Annotated in this window: 10 protein-coding genes and 1 pseudogene; 7 read left to right on the forward strand and 4 right to left on the reverse strand. The window is 74.7% G+C overall.

Features of this window, described 5'->3' with window-relative positions; translation table 11 throughout:
* Positions 1-204 precede the first annotated feature (204 nt).
* The 4 genes from gmd to ACIHAA_RS23145 are packed head-to-tail and all read left to right on the forward strand — an operon-like array spanning position 205 to position 4,833.
* Positions 205-1,251 carry a GDP-mannose 4,6-dehydratase gene (gmd, locus tag ACIHAA_RS23130; protein ID WP_399820103.1) on the forward strand — a complete coding sequence of 349 codons (1,047 nt, stop codon included), beginning with the start codon at positions 205-207 and terminating at the stop codon, positions 1,249-1,251.
* 11 nt (positions 1,252-1,262) lie between these two features.
* A complete protein-coding gene (locus tag ACIHAA_RS23135) occupies positions 1,263-2,708 on the forward strand; it encodes a lipopolysaccharide biosynthesis protein (RefSeq protein WP_399820105.1) in 1,446 nt (481 codons plus the stop codon).
* Entirely contained in the window at positions 2,705-3,868 is a 1,164-nt protein-coding gene (locus ACIHAA_RS23140) for a DegT/DnrJ/EryC1/StrS family aminotransferase (protein WP_399820107.1), read from the forward strand. Before ACIHAA_RS23135 ends, ACIHAA_RS23140 begins: the two co-directional genes overlap by 4 nt.
* 14 nt (positions 3,869-3,882) lie before the next feature.
* Positions 3,883-4,833, forward strand: coding sequence for a GDP-L-fucose synthase family protein (locus ACIHAA_RS23145; RefSeq protein ID WP_399820109.1), 951 nt, complete (start codon positions 3,883-3,885; stop codon positions 4,831-4,833).
* 22 nt (positions 4,834-4,855) lie between these two features.
* Here ACIHAA_RS23145 and ACIHAA_RS23150 read toward each other — a convergent pair whose 3' ends face one another.
* Positions 4,856-5,689: a glycosyltransferase gene (locus ACIHAA_RS23150; RefSeq protein WP_399820111.1), complete on the reverse strand. Its 834-nt coding sequence runs from the start codon at positions 5,687-5,689 to the stop codon at positions 4,856-4,858.
* A 119-nt stretch (positions 5,690-5,808) separates the two neighbouring features.
* On the opposite strand from ACIHAA_RS23150, the pseudogene wecC reads away from it, so the two are divergent.
* Positions 5,809-7,041: pseudogene (wecC, locus tag ACIHAA_RS23155) on the forward strand (UDP-N-acetyl-D-mannosamine dehydrogenase); the annotation flags it as partial.
* Here wecC and wecB read toward each other — a convergent pair.
* Positions 6,943-8,283 carry a non-hydrolyzing UDP-N-acetylglucosamine 2-epimerase gene (wecB, locus tag ACIHAA_RS23160; protein WP_399820113.1) on the reverse strand — a complete coding sequence of 447 codons (1,341 nt, stop codon included), beginning with the start codon at positions 8,281-8,283 and terminating at the stop codon, positions 6,943-6,945. The pseudogene wecC and the gene wecB overlap by 99 nt on opposite strands.
* A 300-nt stretch (positions 8,284-8,583) precedes the next feature.
* Between wecB and ACIHAA_RS23165 the strand changes: the two genes are divergently transcribed.
* Together ACIHAA_RS23165 and ACIHAA_RS23170 are read left to right on the forward strand one after the other, a co-directional pair.
* Complete coding sequence (locus ACIHAA_RS23165; protein WP_399820115.1) at positions 8,584-10,854, forward strand: bi-domain-containing oxidoreductase; 2,271 nt, start codon at positions 8,584-8,586, stop codon at positions 10,852-10,854.
* Positions 10,854-12,758 (forward strand): asparagine synthetase B family protein, encoded by a 1,905-nt coding sequence (locus tag ACIHAA_RS23170; RefSeq protein WP_399820116.1) that lies wholly within the window; start codon positions 10,854-10,856, stop codon positions 12,756-12,758. Before ACIHAA_RS23165 ends, ACIHAA_RS23170 begins: the two co-directional genes overlap by 1 nt.
* On the opposite strand, the gene ACIHAA_RS23175 is transcribed toward ACIHAA_RS23170, so the two are convergent.
* On the reverse strand, positions 12,734-13,918 hold the full coding sequence (locus ACIHAA_RS23175) for a hypothetical protein (protein WP_399820117.1): 1,185 nt from the start codon (positions 13,916-13,918) through the stop codon (positions 12,734-12,736). The two genes, ACIHAA_RS23170 and ACIHAA_RS23175, sit on opposite strands and share 25 nt — an antisense overlap.
* A gap of 56 nt (positions 13,919-13,974) precedes the next feature.
* Positions 13,975-15,471, reverse strand: coding sequence for a sugar transferase (locus ACIHAA_RS23180; RefSeq protein WP_399820119.1), 1,497 nt, complete (start codon positions 15,469-15,471; stop codon positions 13,975-13,977).
* Positions 15,472-15,659: the final 188 nt, after the last annotated feature.

The following is a 15,659-nucleotide window of genomic DNA, read 5'->3' on the forward strand; positions in this document are numbered from 1 at the left end:
ACTCCCCGACCGCCGCGCATACTGCTCCGCCCCGCGTCCATACACCCGCACGGGGGACGTCCGGCCCTATCCGCGAGGGGAATCCGGAAAGATTTCCTAGGCTGTCTCCCCGGGGGGAGGCGCGAACCGATGTCCGGAAACAGGGAAAAGGAAAAACACCGGTCGGCCGCCGAATCGTCTTCGCCCGACCCACAGGGAGTGTGTGTGACAGCCCGCAAGGCGCTCATTACCGGAATCACCGGCCAGGACGGCTCGTATCTCGCCGAGTTGCTCCTGGAAAAGGGTTACACCGTCCATGGAATCATCCGGCGCGCGTCGACCTTCACCACCGGCCGTATCGACCATCTCTACCAGGACCCGCACGATCCCGGGGCCCGGCTCTTTCTGCACTACGGCGATCTGACGGACGGCAGCCGGGTCGCGGGCCTCCTCGAACGGATCCAGCCCGACGAGGTGTACCACCTGGCCGCTCAGTCGCATGTGCGGGTCTCCTTCGACGAGCCCCTGTTCACCGGCGACACCACCGCCCTCGGCACCACCCGGCTGCTGGAGGCCATCCGCACCACCGGGCTGCCCTGCCGCTTCTACCAGGCGTCCAGTTCCGAGATGTTCGGCGCCTCGCCGCCGCCCCAGCACGAGGGAACCCCCTTCCACCCGCGCTCCCCGTACGGTGTGGCGAAGGTCTACGCGTACTGGATCACCCGCAACTACCGCGAGGCGTACGGGCTGCACGCCGTCAACGGCATCCTCTTCAACCACGAGTCGCCGCGCCGGGGCCCCACCTTCGTCACCCGCAAGGTCGCCAACGCCGCCGCCCGGATCAAGGCCGGTCTCCAGGACACCCTGTACCTGGGCAATCTCGACGCGCGGCGGGACTGGGGCTATGCCGCCGAGTACGTCGAGGCGATGTGGCTGATGCTCCAGCAGGACGAGCCCGACGACTATGTCGTCGCCACCGGCAGCAGCTACAGCGTGCGCGATTTCGTCGCATACTCCTTCGCCCATGTCGGCCTGGACTGGCGCGAGCATGTGCGCTTCGACGAGCGGTATCTGCGCCCCGCCGAGGTCGACGACCTGGTCGGCGACGCGTCGAAGGCCGCGCGCGTGCTCGGCTGGCGGCCCGCCGTCCGGGCGCCGGAGCTGGCGCGGCTGATGACCGACGCCGAACTCGGCGCCCTGCAAGGCACCGAGCGCTCCCCGGCGGCGACGGTCCCGGCGCCCGCCCAGGCGCCCGCCGCCCACGGGCGTTAGGCGGGAGCGCCGTGGCAGCCCCGCGCCCGTCGCGCGATCTGCGCCCCGCCGGGCGGCCGCCCGGCTCCGTGCCGGTCCCCGCGGCCCGCACCCCCGAGGGCGGGGACGGCGCCCCGCGGCCGCGCTTCGCCGGTGCCGTGGTCCGGTCGGTCGTCGCCCGCGCCGTGACACTCCCGGTCACCGCGGTCACCAACCTGGCCCTGGCGCACACCGTGGTCGGCGCGGTCGGGGTGCCCGGCTACGCGCAGTTCGCCCTGGTCACCACCCTGCCCGCGGTGCTGCCCCTGACGGATCTGGGCGCGGGCGCCGCCATCACGGAGGCCGTCGCCCGCGACACCTCACCCGAGCGGCGGCTGGTGCGCGGCGCGGTCCTCGCCGCGGCCCGCAATCTGATGTGCGCGGGAGCCGTCGTCGCCGTCCTGGGAGTGACCCTGGCCCTGTTCGGGATGTGGGACACCCTGCTGGGGCGGGGCGCGCAGCAGGGGTCCGACGCGACGGTGGCGCTCGCCGCGGTGCTCTTCGGGTGCAGCATGCCGCTCGGTCTGAGCAGATCCGTGCTGCTGGCCGTGAACCGCAACGACGTCGCCTTCCTGCTCCAGGGCGCGGGCAGCGCGCTGCTGTTCGCCCTGGTGCTGGGCGCCGCCCGGCTGGGTGCACCCACCGGCGCCTTCGTCGCGGTGGCCTTTGCCTCCCAGTGCCTGGTGAGCGCGGCGGGCGGGGTGCTCGCGGGCCGGTACCTCGGGATGCCGCTGCTCGGCATGACCATGGGCAGTGTCCGCGCGTCGGCGGTGCGGGACCGGACGCCCATCGCGCATCTCGCGCTGCCCATGGCCGTCGTCACCGCGGCCACGGCCGTCGCCTACGCCACCGACCGGCTCGTCCTCAGCCACACCGCCGACGCCTCGGCGGTGGCGGGCTATTCGGCCGGGGCCCAGTTCTTCGCCCCGGCGAGCAGTCTGCTGGGCGCGGCAGGGCTGCCGCTGTGGGCGCTGTTCGCCCGCCGCAGGCGCTCACCGGGCACGCCCCGGCGCCAACTCGTCGCGTTCACCGCGTGGTTCGCGGCGGGCGGACTGGCCGTGGGCGCCGGGATCACCGTACTCGGGCCGCTCGCGGGCACCTGGATGATGCACGAGCGGATCCGGGTGGGGACCGGTCTCATGGCCGCGTTCGCCGCGCTGCTGTTCGTGCAGGCGGTCGCCTACCCGTCCACCATGTGGGCGACCGACGCGGCCGGACTGCGCTTCCAGGCGGTGGTGTGCAGTCTGATGGCCGCGGTGAACCTGGCCGTGTCCATCCCCCTGGCGCGGCTGGGCGCGGCGGGCCCGGTCATCGGCTCGGTCGCCTCCTACGCCGTCTTCGTCCTCGTACCCACCCTGTTCCGAGCCTTCCGCCGGCCGGCGTCCGCGCCACCGGCGAGGAGGCGCCACCGTGTGTCCCCGCAGAGGTCCTCATCGTGATCAAGCTGATCAAGTCCACCTTCCACCGCGAGGCCGAGACCCGGCGCGCCCTGGCCGAGTTCGTGCTCCGCGCGGACATGCTGAGCATGGGCGAGCAGTGCCGGACCTTCGAGCAGGCCTTCGCCCTCCGCCAGGGCCGCCGTCACGCCGTGTTCGTCGGCAACGGCAGTGTGGCCAATCTGCTGCTGGTCCAGGCCCTCCTGAACGAGGGGCGGCTGCGCCGGGGCGACCGGGTCGGCTTCTCGGCCCTGACCTGGCCCACCAATGTCATGCCGCTCCTCCAACTGGGCCTGGAGCCGGTGCCGGTCGACTGCGCCCTGGACACCCTCAACGTCTCCCCGGACACCCTGGAGCCGTGTGTCGCCGGGCTGCGGGCGCTGTTCCTGACCAATGTCCTCGGGTTCTGCGACGACCTTCCCGCGCTGCGGGTGATGTGCGAGGACCACGGGGTGCTGCTCCTCGAGGACAACTGCGAGGCGCTCGGGTCCCGTACCGCGGGCACCCAGCTCGGCAACTTCTCGCTCGCCTCGACGTTCTCCTTCTTCGTCGGCCACCATCTGTCCACCGTCGAGGGCGGGATGGTGTGCACCGACGACGACGAGCTGCACGAGCGGCTGGTGGTCTCCCGGGCGCACGGCTGGGACCGCGATCTGCCGCCGGAGCGGCGGGCCCGGCTGCGCGCCGAGGCGGGGGTGGACGACTTCCACGCCCGGTACACCTTCCACGACCTCGCCTCGAACTTCCGGCCCACCGAACTCAACGGGTTCATCGGCAACCGGCAGCTCCGCCACTGGGACGAGATCGTGGAGACCCGGGCGGCCCACTTCGCGCGCTTCAGCCAGGCCATGGCGGGCAACGCGGACTTCCACCCGTACGACCTGTCCCACATGGACCTGGTGTCCAACTTCGCGATGCCGGTGGTCTGCCGGACCCCGGAGCTGGCCGGGAAGTACCGTGCCGAGTTCGAGGCGGCCGGGGTGGAGATCCGCCCGGTCGTCGCCGGGGACATCACCCGGCAGCCGTTCTACCGCCGCCATGTCCGGGACGCGCCCGCGTGCCCGGTGGCCGGGCTGGTCCACGGCAACGGCTTCTACTTCGGCAACAACCCCGACCTCACCGGGGACGAGACGGCCGTGCTGTGCGAACTGCTGGGCGGGTGACGCGGGTGACGCGGATGACGGATCCGGAGGACCGGATCTATGTCGCCGGGCACACCGGCATGGTGGGCTCCGCCGTCGTGCGGCGGCTGCGCGCGGCGGGACACCACAACCTGGTGCTGCGGACCCGCGCGGAACTCGACCTCACCGATCAGGCGGCCGTGCGGGACTTCATGGCGGAGCAGCGGCCCGACCGGGTCGTCGACTGCGCGGCCAGGGTCGGCGGCATCCGGGCCAACATGGCGCGGCCCGCGGAGTTCCTGTACGAGAACCTCCAGATCCAGAACAACCTGATCTGGTCGGCCCGGGACGCCGGGGTCGGGACCTTCCTCTTCCTCGGCAGCTCCTGCATCTACCCGCGGGACTGCCCGCAGCCGATGCGGGAGGAGTACTTCATGACGGGCCGTCCCGAGCCGACCAACGAGGCCTATGCCTACGCCAAGATCGCCGGGATGAAGCTGTGCGAGTACCTGCACGACGAGTCCGGGCGGAACTTCGTCTCGTGCATGCCGGCCAACGTCTACGGCGAGGGCGACAACTTCGACCCGGAGACCTCCCATGTGATCCCGGCGCTGCTGCGGCGCATGCACGAGGCCCGCGAGTCGGGGGCGCCTGAGGTGGTGGTCTGGGGCAGCGGGGACAGCCGCAGGGAGTTCCTGCATGTGGACGACCTGGCGGACGCGGTGCTCTGGCTGCTGGCCCATCATCGCGCCAAGCGGTTCCTCAACGTGGGCACGGGCCGCGACATCTCGGTGCGGGAACTGGCGGAGCGGATCCGGGACCTCGTGGGCTACCGGGGCCGCCTGGTCTTCGACGCCTCGGGGCCCGACGGCATGCCACGGAAGGCGCTGGACGTGTCCGCGCTGCACGCGGCGGGCTGGCACCACCGGATCGGCTTCGAGGAGGGCCTGCGCCGTACGTACGACTGGTATCTCGCCGAGGTCGCCCGTACCGGGGCGGCGGTCTGACGGGCCCCCTTCCCGGGGCCGGTCAGCGGCCCTGGGAAGGGGGCCGGGGGCCGCGCAGCCGGGCGGCGTGCCGGGCCGTCGCGTCGATCAGCCCGGACCGGTTGCCCGCGCCCCACGCCATGCTCACGCCCTGGACGAGCGGCCACCAGCAGGACTCCAGGCGCAGCGCGGCGGGCCCCAGATAACGGCGCATCACCCGGCGCCCCTCGTCGTCGGGGCAGGGGTTGGTCACCGTGAGGGAGGTGGAGTGGACCCGGAAGCAGCCGAGGACCCGCGGCAGGTACACCATGCCCCCGTCCTGCCGCAGCCGCAGATGCAGGTCGAAGTCCATGGCGTAGCGCAGCTCCGGGTCGAGTGTCCCGGCCCGCCGTACGGCGCTGCGGCGGTAGAGGGAGCCGGGCTGACCGACGAAGTTCTGGCCGTACCGGGAGAGCCAGCCGGCGAAGGCTCCCGGGCGCAGGGTGTAGAGGGTGCGGTCGTCGGCGTCGATGACCCGCAACCGCCCGTAGACCATGGCGGTGCCGGGAGACCGGTCGAGCGCCTCGCGGGCCGTGGTCAGGCTGCCCTCGGTGAGCAGGTCGTCGTCGCCGAGCCAGGCCAGGTACTCCGTGCCGGCGTCCCGCCAGCCCTGGTTGACGGCGTTGCTGAGCCCCCGCCGCTCCTCCACGAGGAACCGGCAGCGGTGGCGCTGTGCCGCGGCGCGCAGGGTGTCCCCGGCCCGGGCGGGTCCGACCAGGACCACGTCCACGGCCTCGCGCTGCCGCCCGACCGAGGCCAGGGCCTGTTCCAGATATGCGGGGCGCTCCCCGGTGGTCGGGACCACCAGCCGGATACGCGGAGGGGTGCGGGAGTTCATCGCCTGTGCGCCTTTGCTGTCCGAGGCCGCTGCCCGGCCTGCTGCCGCCGTGCATACGTAGAGCTACACCCCGGCGGCGGGCCGCCCCGGCCGACACGGCCCGGTCCCGCCGAAAAACCATGCGTTCCCCCGCGCCCCCTCCCCTGCGGTCCCCCTCCGGAAAGGAACTCCCCGTGTTCTCCACTGTGTGCGTGGTCGGCCTCGGCTACATCGGACTGCCCACCGCCGCCGCGCTCGCCACGAACGGCATCGATGTCGTCGGCGTGGACATCAACCCGACGACCGTCGGCCTGATCAACGCCGGGCGGGCCCCGTTCGTCGAACCGGACCTGGCCGTGGCGGTCAGCGGCGCGGTGGCCATGGGGCGGCTGCGCGCGACCGGGGCGCCCGAGCCCGCGGACGCCTTCGTCATCGCCGTCCCCACTCCGCTGCGGGACGACCGCACCGCCGACCTGTCCTGCGTACGGGCGGCCGCGGCCTCGGTGGCCGCCGTGCTCAAGGCGGGCGACCTGGTGATCCTGGAGTCCACCTCGCCGCCCGGCACGACCGTGGAGCTGTCCCGGTGGCTCGGCAAGCACCGGCCCGACCTGTCCTTCCCGCACGAGGCGGCCGACGCGCCGGACATCCGCGTGGCCCACTGCCCCGAACGGGTCCTGCCGGGCCGCACGATGATCGAGATCGTCACCAACGACCGGGTCGTCGGCGGGGTGGGGGAGGGCTGCGCCGAGCGGGCGCGGGCGCTCTACGAGGTGTTCACCAAGGGGGAGTGCCTGCTCACCGACGCCACCACGGCGGAGATGGCCAAGCTCAGTGAGAACGCCTTCCGCGACGTCAACATCGCCTTCGCCAACGAGCTGTCCATGGTCTGCGACCACCTGGGCATCGACGCCGCCGAGGTCATCGCCCTGGCCAACCGCCATCCCCGGGTCGGCATCCTGCGGCCGGGGCCGGGTGTCGGCGGCCACTGCATCGCCGTGGACCCCTGGTTCGTCGTCGGCAGCGCGCCGCAGCAGGCCCGGCTCATCCGGCTGGCCCGCGAGGTCAACGACGAGCGGCCCGGCTATGTGCTCGGCGAGGTCCTGCGGACGGCCGGACGGTTCAAGGACCCGGTGATCGCCTGCCTCGGCCTGGCCTTCAAGGCCAACATCGACGACCTCAGGGAGAGTCCGGCCCTGCACATCGTGACGCAGCTGGCCCAGCGGCAGAGCGGGCGGCTGCTGGTCGCCGAACCGCACATCACCCGGCTGCCGGAGTCACTGGCCCGCACGGGCACCGTCGGGCTGGTCGACGCCGCCACCGCCGTGCGGGACGCGGACGTCGTGGTGCTGCTCGTGGACCACGACGCCTTCCGGGGCGTCAAACGCACGGCGCTGCGCGGCAAGGCCGTGTTCGACACCCGCGGCTTCTGGCGCTGAGGCCCGGCCGCCCGCCCCGCGGTCCGCGGACTCCGGCGCCGGAACGAACTCCGCGGGGGGCGGGCACAGCCCCAGCCAGTGCCCGACGGCCCGTACGGTGCGGTCGGCGGCGCGTCCGTCGCCGTACGGGTTGACGGCCCTCGCCATCGCCGCGTGGGCCGCCCGGTCGTGCAGCAGCCGCCGTACCTCCTTCACGATGCGTTCGCGGTCGGTGCCCACCAGCCGGGAGGTGCCCGCCCGCAGCGCCTCCGGGCGTTCGGTGGTGTCCCGCAGCACCAGGACCGGCTTGCCGAGCCCCGGCCCCTCCTCCTGGATGCCGCCGCTGTCGGTCAGGATGAGATGCGCGCGGTTCATCAGGCGGGCGAAGGCGCCGTAGGGCAGCGGCTCGGTGAGGCGTACCCCCTCAAGTCCCGCCAGCTGCGGCACGATCGCGGCCCGCACCACCGGGTTGGGATGCAGCGGCAGCACGATCAGCAGCCCCGGCTCGCTGCGGGCGAGGTCGGCCAGCGCCCCGCCGACGGACTCCATGGCGGTGCCCCAGGACTCCCGGCGGTGAGCCGTCACCAGCAGCACCCGGCGGGGGATGTCGTCGAGGTCGGAGAGGGCGGGGTCGCCGTAGTGCGCGGTGCGGCCGACCGCCCCGCGCAGGGCGTCGATCACGGTGTTCCCGGTGACCACGATCGAGGACCGGGGGATTCCGTCGCGCAGCAGGTTGTCCCGCGCGTGTGCGGTGGGCGCCAGATGCAGGGAGGCCAGTTGGGTCGCGAGACGGCGGTTGATCTCCTCGGGGAAGGGCGCGTAGCGGTCGTCGGTGCGCAGCCCCGCCTCCAGGTGCACCACGGGGATCCGGTGGTAGAAGGCGGCGAGGGCCCCGGCGAAGGCGGTCGTGGTGTCCCCCTGGACCAGGACCGCGTCCGGCCGTTCCCGCTCCAGCAGCGGGCACAGCCCGGCCAGGACGCGCACCGTGATGTCGGCCAGCGACTGGCCCGCGCGCAGGATGCCGAGGTCGTGGTCGGCGCGGATGCCGAACAACGTGTGTACCTGGTCGAGCAGTCCGCGGTGCTGGGCGGTCACCGCCACCGTCGCCGTGAAGAGCGGGGAACGGCCGAGGGCCTCGATGACGGGGGCCATCTTGATGGCCTCCGGCCGTGTTCCGTAGACCATCATCAGTCGTTTCACCGGGGACGTCCCTCCGCGCTGCGCCGGACCGCCGCCGGGCCCGCGGCACCGGCGGCTGCGTCGCCCGGAGCGGAAGAGGCTCTCTGAAGGGGTCCAGCGAATCGCTGTTGTGCGGCCGTGCCCGTCATGCTGGGGACATATTCACCCGGCCGGATGGAGATGTTCGGCCGTCTGGTCCTCTCGTCGGGGCAGTGAACACGCTCCGTGACGATGGCCTTCCTACAGTGCGGCCTGGCCCCGACTACTCTCCGCGGCGGACGCTCCCTCTCCCACGCTGCTTCCCTCACCCGAAGGCGGGAAATGAAAACTGTCCTTCTGTCCCCGCGCACCGGTGCCGTCACGGTGGGTGATGTGCCCGCCCCCGACACGGATCCCGGGACGGTGCTGATCCGCAACGAGTGGTCGCTGATCAGCGCGGGTACGGAGCGGGCCACCGTCTCCACCGGCGCCCAGAGTCTGATCGGCAAGGCCCGCCGGCGTCCGGACCAGGTGGCCCAGGTGCTCGACAGCGTGCGGCGCACCGGCCTGACCGAGACCTACCGGACCGTCAGGGAGCGCCTGGACCGCCCGATGCAGCTCGGCTACTCCTGCGCGGGCACGGTGCTGCGCACCGGCGAGGGCGTCGAGGACCTCCGCCCGGGCATGCGGGTCGCCGCCGCCGGGGCACGCTACGCCTCGCACGCCGAACTCGTCGCCGTGCCGCGCAATCTGGTGGTCCCGGTGCCGGACGGGGTGGACAGCCGGTGGGCGGCCTTCGCCACCGTCGGCGCGATCGCCCTCCAGGGAATCCACCAGGCGGAGGCGGTGCCCGGCTCCCGGATCGCCGTCATCGGACTGGGCCTGGTCGGCCAGATCACCCTGCAACTGCTGCGCGCCTACGGCTACGACGCCCTCGGTGTCGATCCCGACCCCGCCATGGTGGCGCTCGCCGGATCGGCCGGTCTGACGGCCTTCCCGCGCGGCGCAGAGGGACTGCCCGAGACGGTGGCGCGGCACTGGGCGGGCTGCGGCGCGGACGCGGTGCTCATCACCGCCGCCACCGCCAGCTCCGATCCCGTGGAGTTCGCCGGGCGGCTGGCCCGGGACCGGGCCGCCGTGGTCGTCGTCGGTGACGTGGGTGTCGTACCGCCCCGGTCGTCCTACTACCACAAGGAACTGACGCTCCGTTACGCCCGCTCCTACGGGCCCGGGCGCTACGACCCGGGCTTCGAGGAGGGCGGCCACCCCTACCCCGAGGGCTATGTCCCGTGGACGGAGCGCCGCAACCTCGCCGAGGTGCTGCGGCTGACGGCCACGGGCGCGCTGGACCCCTCCCTGCTCAAGCCGCGGGTCTTCCCCGTCGAGGAGGCGGCCGACGCCTACGAGGCGCTGAAGCCGTCGCCCGGCGGACGCGCCGTGGCCCTGCTGCTGCGCTACGCCGGGACCGCCGAACCGCCCTCCCGGCCCCCGGCCCGGGCGGAACCCGGCACCTGGACCGCGCCCCGGGGCACGGTCCGCCTCGCGGCGATCGGCGCGGGCAACTTCGCGACCAGGACGCTCTTCCCGGAGCTGAAGCGGGCACCGGGCGCCGTCTTCTCCTGGGTGGCCGGGGGACGCGGGCCGTCCGCCGCGCACCAGGGGCGCCGCTGGGGGTTCGGCACGGTCGCCGAGAGCGTCGAGGCCGGTCTCGCCTCCGGGGACGCGGACTGCGTGATGGTGCTCAGCCGCCACGACAGCCACGGCCGGTACGCGGCCGGGGTGCTGCGCGCGGGCGCCGCCCTCTACTGCGAGAAGCCCCTCGGTCTGACCGAGACGGAGCTGGAGGACCTGGCCGACGCCTGGCTGGTCTCGGGCGCCCCGGCGATGGCCGGGTTCAACCGGCGGTTCGCACCCGCGGTGCGCGACCTGCGGGCCGCGCTTCCCGAGGGGGCTCCCCTCCAGGTGGTCCACCGGGTGTTCGCGGGGCGGCTGTCCGCCGACCACTGGTACTCCGACCCCCGGCAGGGCGGACGGCTGCTCGGCGAGGTCTGCCACTTCATCGACACGGCGGGCTTCCTGGTGCCGGGACGGCCGTCCGGGGTGCGGGCCGTCGGCACGGACGGCCGGGACCCGGCGACCGCGCAGAGCCTCACCCTCCAGCTGACCTACGACGACGGCTCCAGCGCCTGTGTCGTCTACGGCGGGCTGACCCCGCCCGGCGCCCCCAAGGAACTCCTGGAGGTCGCCGCCGACGGGGTGGCGGCCAGGATCGACGACTTCCGCTCGCTGACCGTGTGGAAGGGCGGCCGGGCGGCGACCACGGCCTACCGGGGCGGCTCCAAGGGGCACGCGGCCGAGATGCGCGGGCTGGTCCGGCTGGTGCGGGGCGAACCGCTGGGCGAGGACGCGGCCGCCGCCGACTTCCCCTCGGCGCTGTGGAGTTCCCTGGTGGCCTGCCGCGCCGCCCGCTCCCTCACCGAGGACCGGACCGTGGAGACCGCGCCCGCGACCCCCGCCCTGGCCCGGGCGCTCGGCTGCCCGGCGCCCGGCCCGGCCGCGCCCGCCGCGGTGCCGCACCCCGGCGGTCCCGCAGCGGCCACGGCGGTGACCTGATGTGCGGCTTCGTGGTCCTGCTGAACCGGACCCCGCACGGCCGCCCGTCGTCACGGCCGGATCCGTGCGCGCTGCTCGCCCACCGCGGTCCGGACGCCGACGGCCATCTGGACCTCCACGGGGACGGCTGGCACGCGGAACTGCACTTCCGCAGACTGGCCGTGATGGACCCGGACCCGCGCAGCGACCAGCCCTTCGGGGACCCCGCGCGGGGCGTCCTCGTCTACAACGGCGAGCTGTACAACGCCCCGCGCCTGCGCGGACGCCTGAGCGGGCGCGGGGTGGCATTCACCACCGAGGGCGACACCGAGGTCCTCTACGAGCTGCTGCTGCAACCGGACTTCGCCCGGCTGCTCGACGAGGTGGACGGGATGTTCGCCTTCGTGCTCGTCCTGCCCGGCGGCGAGATCCGCTACGGCCGCGACCGGCTGGGGATCAAACCGCTGTACACGGCGGCGGACGCGGGGGGCCGCCCGGCCGCCCTCGCCAGTGAGATCGAGCCGCTGCGGGCCTGCGGTCTGGCCGGGGACGCCGATCCGGTCGCGGTGGCCCAGGGCGCCATGTTCCTGTGGACGCCCCCGCCGCGGACCGGCTGGCAGCGGGTGCGGTCGGTGCCCGCCGGGACGGTCCTCGCCGCGCGCGGCGCGGGCTACGGCGAGGTGTCGGAGCGCTGGCGGGCGGCGCGCACCGGGCCCCCCGGGGACATCGGTGCCGCGGTCCGCACCTCGGTCGCCCGCCAGCTGCGCGCGGACGTGACGGTGGGTCTGCTGCTGAGCGGGGGCCTGGACAGCACCTGGCTGGGCGTGGAGATGGCCCGGCACGGCTTCGCCGGTCCCTGTTTCGCCGCCCGGCCCCGTACCCCAGCGGGCACCCCGGAGCCCTTCGAGGACGACGCCCCCTATGCGGCCCGGGTCGCCCGGCAGCTGGGCCTGCCGCTGGCCTGGGCGGACCTCGACCTCGATGTGCTGCGCCGGATCCCGGACCTGGTCGCCACTGCCGAGGTGCCCTTCGGGGACCCGGCCGCCCTCGCCCTGATGCAGCTCTCCCGGGCCGCCCGCGGCAAGGCCACCGTGCTGCTGTCGGGGGTCGGGGTGGAGGAGCTGTTCCTCGGCTACGAGCGCTACCAGGCGGTATGGCTGCTCCAGCGCCTCCCCGCCTGGGCGCGCCCCGCCCTCGGCGCCACCGGCGCGATCCCGGCTCCCCGCCGCTACCGGGGCCGCGCGGACAAGTTCGAGCGGCTGCTGCGGCTGGACGCCCTCGACTGGTCCTGGGCGACCCAGGCGTACTACGGCGGGCGGGAGTGGGCGGCGCTGTCCCCGCTGGCCGGGCTGGACGAGGTCACCGAGCGGCACCGCGAGGTGGCGGGCGCCGTCCTGGACGCGGGCGGCACCCCGCTCGCCGCGCTGGCCGAGTGCGACCGGCGGCTGTTCCTGCCGGGGCTGAACCTGCTCTACGCGGACCGGGCGTCGATGCGGGCGGGTGTGGAGCTGCGGGTGCCCTTCCTGGGCGAGCCGGTGGTGGCGGCCGCGTTCGGGGCGGCCGCCGAGGACCAACTGCGGCTGGGCGTCGGCAAATCCCGGTTCCGTGCGGCCGCGGTGGCGTCCGGGGTGCCGGAGTTCGTCGCCCGGCGCCCCAAGACGGGGTTCGGGGCGCCGGTGCGCTCGCTGCTGCGGGAGCACGGGGCCCGGCTGTGGCGGGAGGTGCGGCGCTCCCCGCTGTTCGACGACGTCCTGGACCGGCGGACCGCGGACCGGGTGGTCGCCGACCATGTCCAGGGCCGCCGCGACCGGGGACTGGCGGTGTTCGGGCTGCTGTGCGCGGCCGTCTGGTGGGAGCGGAACGCGGCGGGCACCGGCCGCACCGCGGAGGTCCTGTCGGGCTACCGGGCGGCCGCCGTCGGCTGACCGCCGGGGGAGGCGGGCCGCGGCCCGTCCCCCACCACGGTGTGCAGCGCGGTCAGGGCGTCCAGCAGAGGCGCGGCGCTCCAGCGGGGCGACTCCCACAGGGCCCGGTTCCGCGCGGGGCGCACGGGCCGCCCGTCCGCGCCGAGACCGGGGTAGCGGTCCGCGACCGCCGCCAGCACGGAGACGGCGAAGCCGGGGGCGGCGAAGCCGTGCCCGGCGGCCCAGACGGCCGTACGGACCGCCGTGGCGTCGTTGTTGGGGTCGCGCCGGGGGCCGCCGCCCGCGAAGTAGCGGGGCAGCGGCCCGTCGAAGAGGTCCCGCAGCCAGTGGCGGGCCCCCCGCTCCAGCGGGGCCCGCACGTCCAGGCCGAGCCGGGCCGCCGCCTGGTCGAGCCGCAGCAGCACATAGCCGGTGTGGAAGCCGTCCACCCAGCCCAGGCCGGCGGCCTCGCCGTAGGGCCAGGAGCCGTCGGGGCGCTGGCCCGCGAGGCTCACCCCGGCCGCGTCCCGGGCGGCGGCGGCGAGGCGCCGCGCCAGGTCCCCGGGGACGGCCGGGGTGCGGGAGAGGCGGGCGGCGAGCGCGGCGCCCATCAGATTGGCGTTGTGGACCAGGACGTCACCGGCGGGGGTGTAGGTGAAGAACTCCCCGTTGTGCAGATGCTCCAGCAGGGCGCGGGCCAGCGACCGTACGGCGGTGTCGTCGAGCGTTCCGGAGTCCAGGCAGCCGTCGGCGCAGAAGACGGTGGCCACCAGGTTGGGGACGTGCGAGGGGTAGTGCGCCCAGCGGGTCTGCACATCGAACTCGTAGCGCCACAGCCCGGCGTAGCGCCCGGACAGCTGCTCGTCCGCCGTCCGCCGTCCCAGCCGCCGGGCGCGCTCCTGCCAGCGGGGGTCGTCGGCGAGCCGGGCGCAGGCGGTCGCGGCGGTCCCGGTGGCCGTTGCGGTGCGCAGCGGGCGGATGCCGAGGGCGGGGCGCAGATCCAGCGGGCTGCGTTTGACGGTCTGGAGGAGCGCCTGCCGGAGCACCCGGTGGACGGCCGCCCGTCCCAGCGGGCCGGTCAGTCCGTCGTAGGGGTCGGGCCCCGCCCAGTCCCGGGCGTCGGCCCAGCCGAAGAGCCGTTCGGTCAGGGCGGGCACATCCGTCGGGTCGTACGGGGGCATGGGCCCTCCCGGGGGCGCGGTTGCGGGGGCGGGGTGTCGCGGGGCGGGGTCCGGGGTCAGTAGGCGCCGGTGCCCATCAGCACGGCACGCACCGTCCGCACCAGCACCCCGATGTCCACGGAGAGGCACCAGTTGTCCACGTAGCGCAGGTCCAGGGCGACGGTCTCGTCCCAGGACAGGTCGGAGCGCCCGCTGACCTGCCACAGCCCGGTGAGTCCCGGCCTGACGGCCAGCCGCCGCAGCTCCACCTCGTCGTAGCGGGCGACCTCGTCGGGCAGCGGCGGCCGGGGGCCGACCAGGGACATGTCCCCGCGCAGCACATTGAACAGCTGCGGCAGTTCGTCGAGGGAGTAGCGGCGCAGCACCCGGCCGACCCGGGTGACCCGGGGGTCGCGGCGCATCTTGAACATGCGCCCGTCCTGCTCGTTGGCCGCGGCGAGCTGGGGCCTGATCCGCTCCGCGTCCGCCACCATGGTGCGGAACTTGACCATGGTGAAGGGGAGCCGGCCGCGGCCGATGCGGGTCTGCCGGTGCACCACGGGCCCCGGCGAGTCCAGCCGTACGGCGAGGGCGACCGCCGCGAACACCGGGGAGAGCAGCAGGATCAGCAGGGCGGCGCCCACCCGGTCGGTCACCGGCTTGAGCAGGGCGGCCGGGCCCCGGCTCACCGGCGGGGCCACACTCAGCAGGGTGAGTCCGGCGGCCGAGGAGACACCGACCCGGCGCCCGGCCACCTCGGTCAGTCCGGGGACGACCACGAGCGGGCACCGGGCGCCGTGCAGGGCCCAGGACAGCCGCCGCAGCCGGACCCCGCTCAGACACGGCCCCGGTACGACGACCACCACGTCCGCGGCGAGCCGCCGGGCCGCCTCCAGGACCGGCGCGGAGTCGTCGGCCAGGGCGGAGGGGGCCTGCCGCGGCAGGCGGGCGGCGACCGGGGCCGGGTCCCGGGGGTCCCGCCCGCCGACCGGGCACACCCCCACCACCACGAACTCGTGGTCGGTGCGTTGCGCCAGATGGCCCACCAGGCCCTCGACGGCCTGCGTCTCCCCGATCACCAGGGCCCGGCGGACGGCGCGGCCGGCACGGCGCCGGGCGAGCAGATGGCGGTGGAGCAGGGTGTGCACGGCCGCGCTCGCGGGGGCGCAGGGCAGCAGGGCGGCCAGGGCGAGCAGAAAGGGTGACTCCTCGCCGGTCGCCGCCCGGACCACCGCGAGCAGTCCGACCAGCACCGGCCAGTCCCCCAGCGCGGCGGCGATGCTGTCGCGCTCGCCGAGGCGCCCCTCGCCGTAGCGGTCCCGTGCGGTGCGCACCAGCAGCCAGGCCAGCGCCGCCACCGTCGCGTACGCCGCCGCGGTCCGGCCGTCGCCCGGTGCGAAGGCCGCCCCCACCGGCACGCCCGCGGCGGCCGCGTCGCCGAGGACGGCCGCGGGCGCGTACCAGGCGGGCCTGGTGTGGGCGCGGCGCCCGGCGGGCGGCTGTTCCCTGAGGACCTGCGTCCGTGCGGGTCTCGGGATCGGTGGGTGGGGCATCGTCTCCCCGAACAGCCGCATGCGCCCTCCAGGAGGAATCGGAAAGGACGAACCGAGTGTGTACGGCGGCTCCTGGGAGAGCGGGGCACGACGCGGGGGAGGGGGAACTGTCACCCGTTGGGCAGAGCTGGGTGCCGGAGGATCCGCTGCTGCGGGCGGGGCCGCATGCGCGAGGGGCCGGAGCCGCTGCTGTGCGGCTCCGGCCCCTC

Origin of the sequence: Streptomyces sp. NPDC052040 (genome assembly GCF_044548405.1) — a bacterium.
In the GTDB taxonomy this organism is placed as follows: domain Bacteria; phylum Actinomycetota; class Actinomycetes; order Streptomycetales; family Streptomycetaceae; genus Streptomyces.

Bases quoted from the DNA above. Each gene is read 5' to 3' on its own strand.
- ACIHAA_RS23180 (WP_399820119.1), bottom strand. From the start codon at position 15,471: ATGCGGCTGTTCGGGGAGACGATGCCCCACCCACCGATCCCGAGACCC.
- ACIHAA_RS23145 (WP_399820109.1), top strand. From the start codon at position 3,883: ATGACGGATCCGGAGGACCGGATCTATGTCGCCGGGCACACCGGCATG.
- ACIHAA_RS23165 (WP_399820115.1), top strand. From the start codon at position 8,584: ATGAAAACTGTCCTTCTGTCCCCGCGCACCGGTGCCGTCACGGTGGGT.
- ACIHAA_RS23150 (WP_399820111.1), bottom strand. From the start codon at position 5,689: ATGAACTCCCGCACCCCTCCGCGTATCCGGCTGGTGGTCCCGACCACC.
- ACIHAA_RS23175 (WP_399820117.1), bottom strand. From the start codon at position 13,918: ATGCCCCCGTACGACCCGACGGATGTGCCCGCCCTGACCGAACGGCTC.
- ACIHAA_RS23170 (WP_399820116.1), top strand. From the start codon at position 10,854: ATGTGCGGCTTCGTGGTCCTGCTGAACCGGACCCCGCACGGCCGCCCG.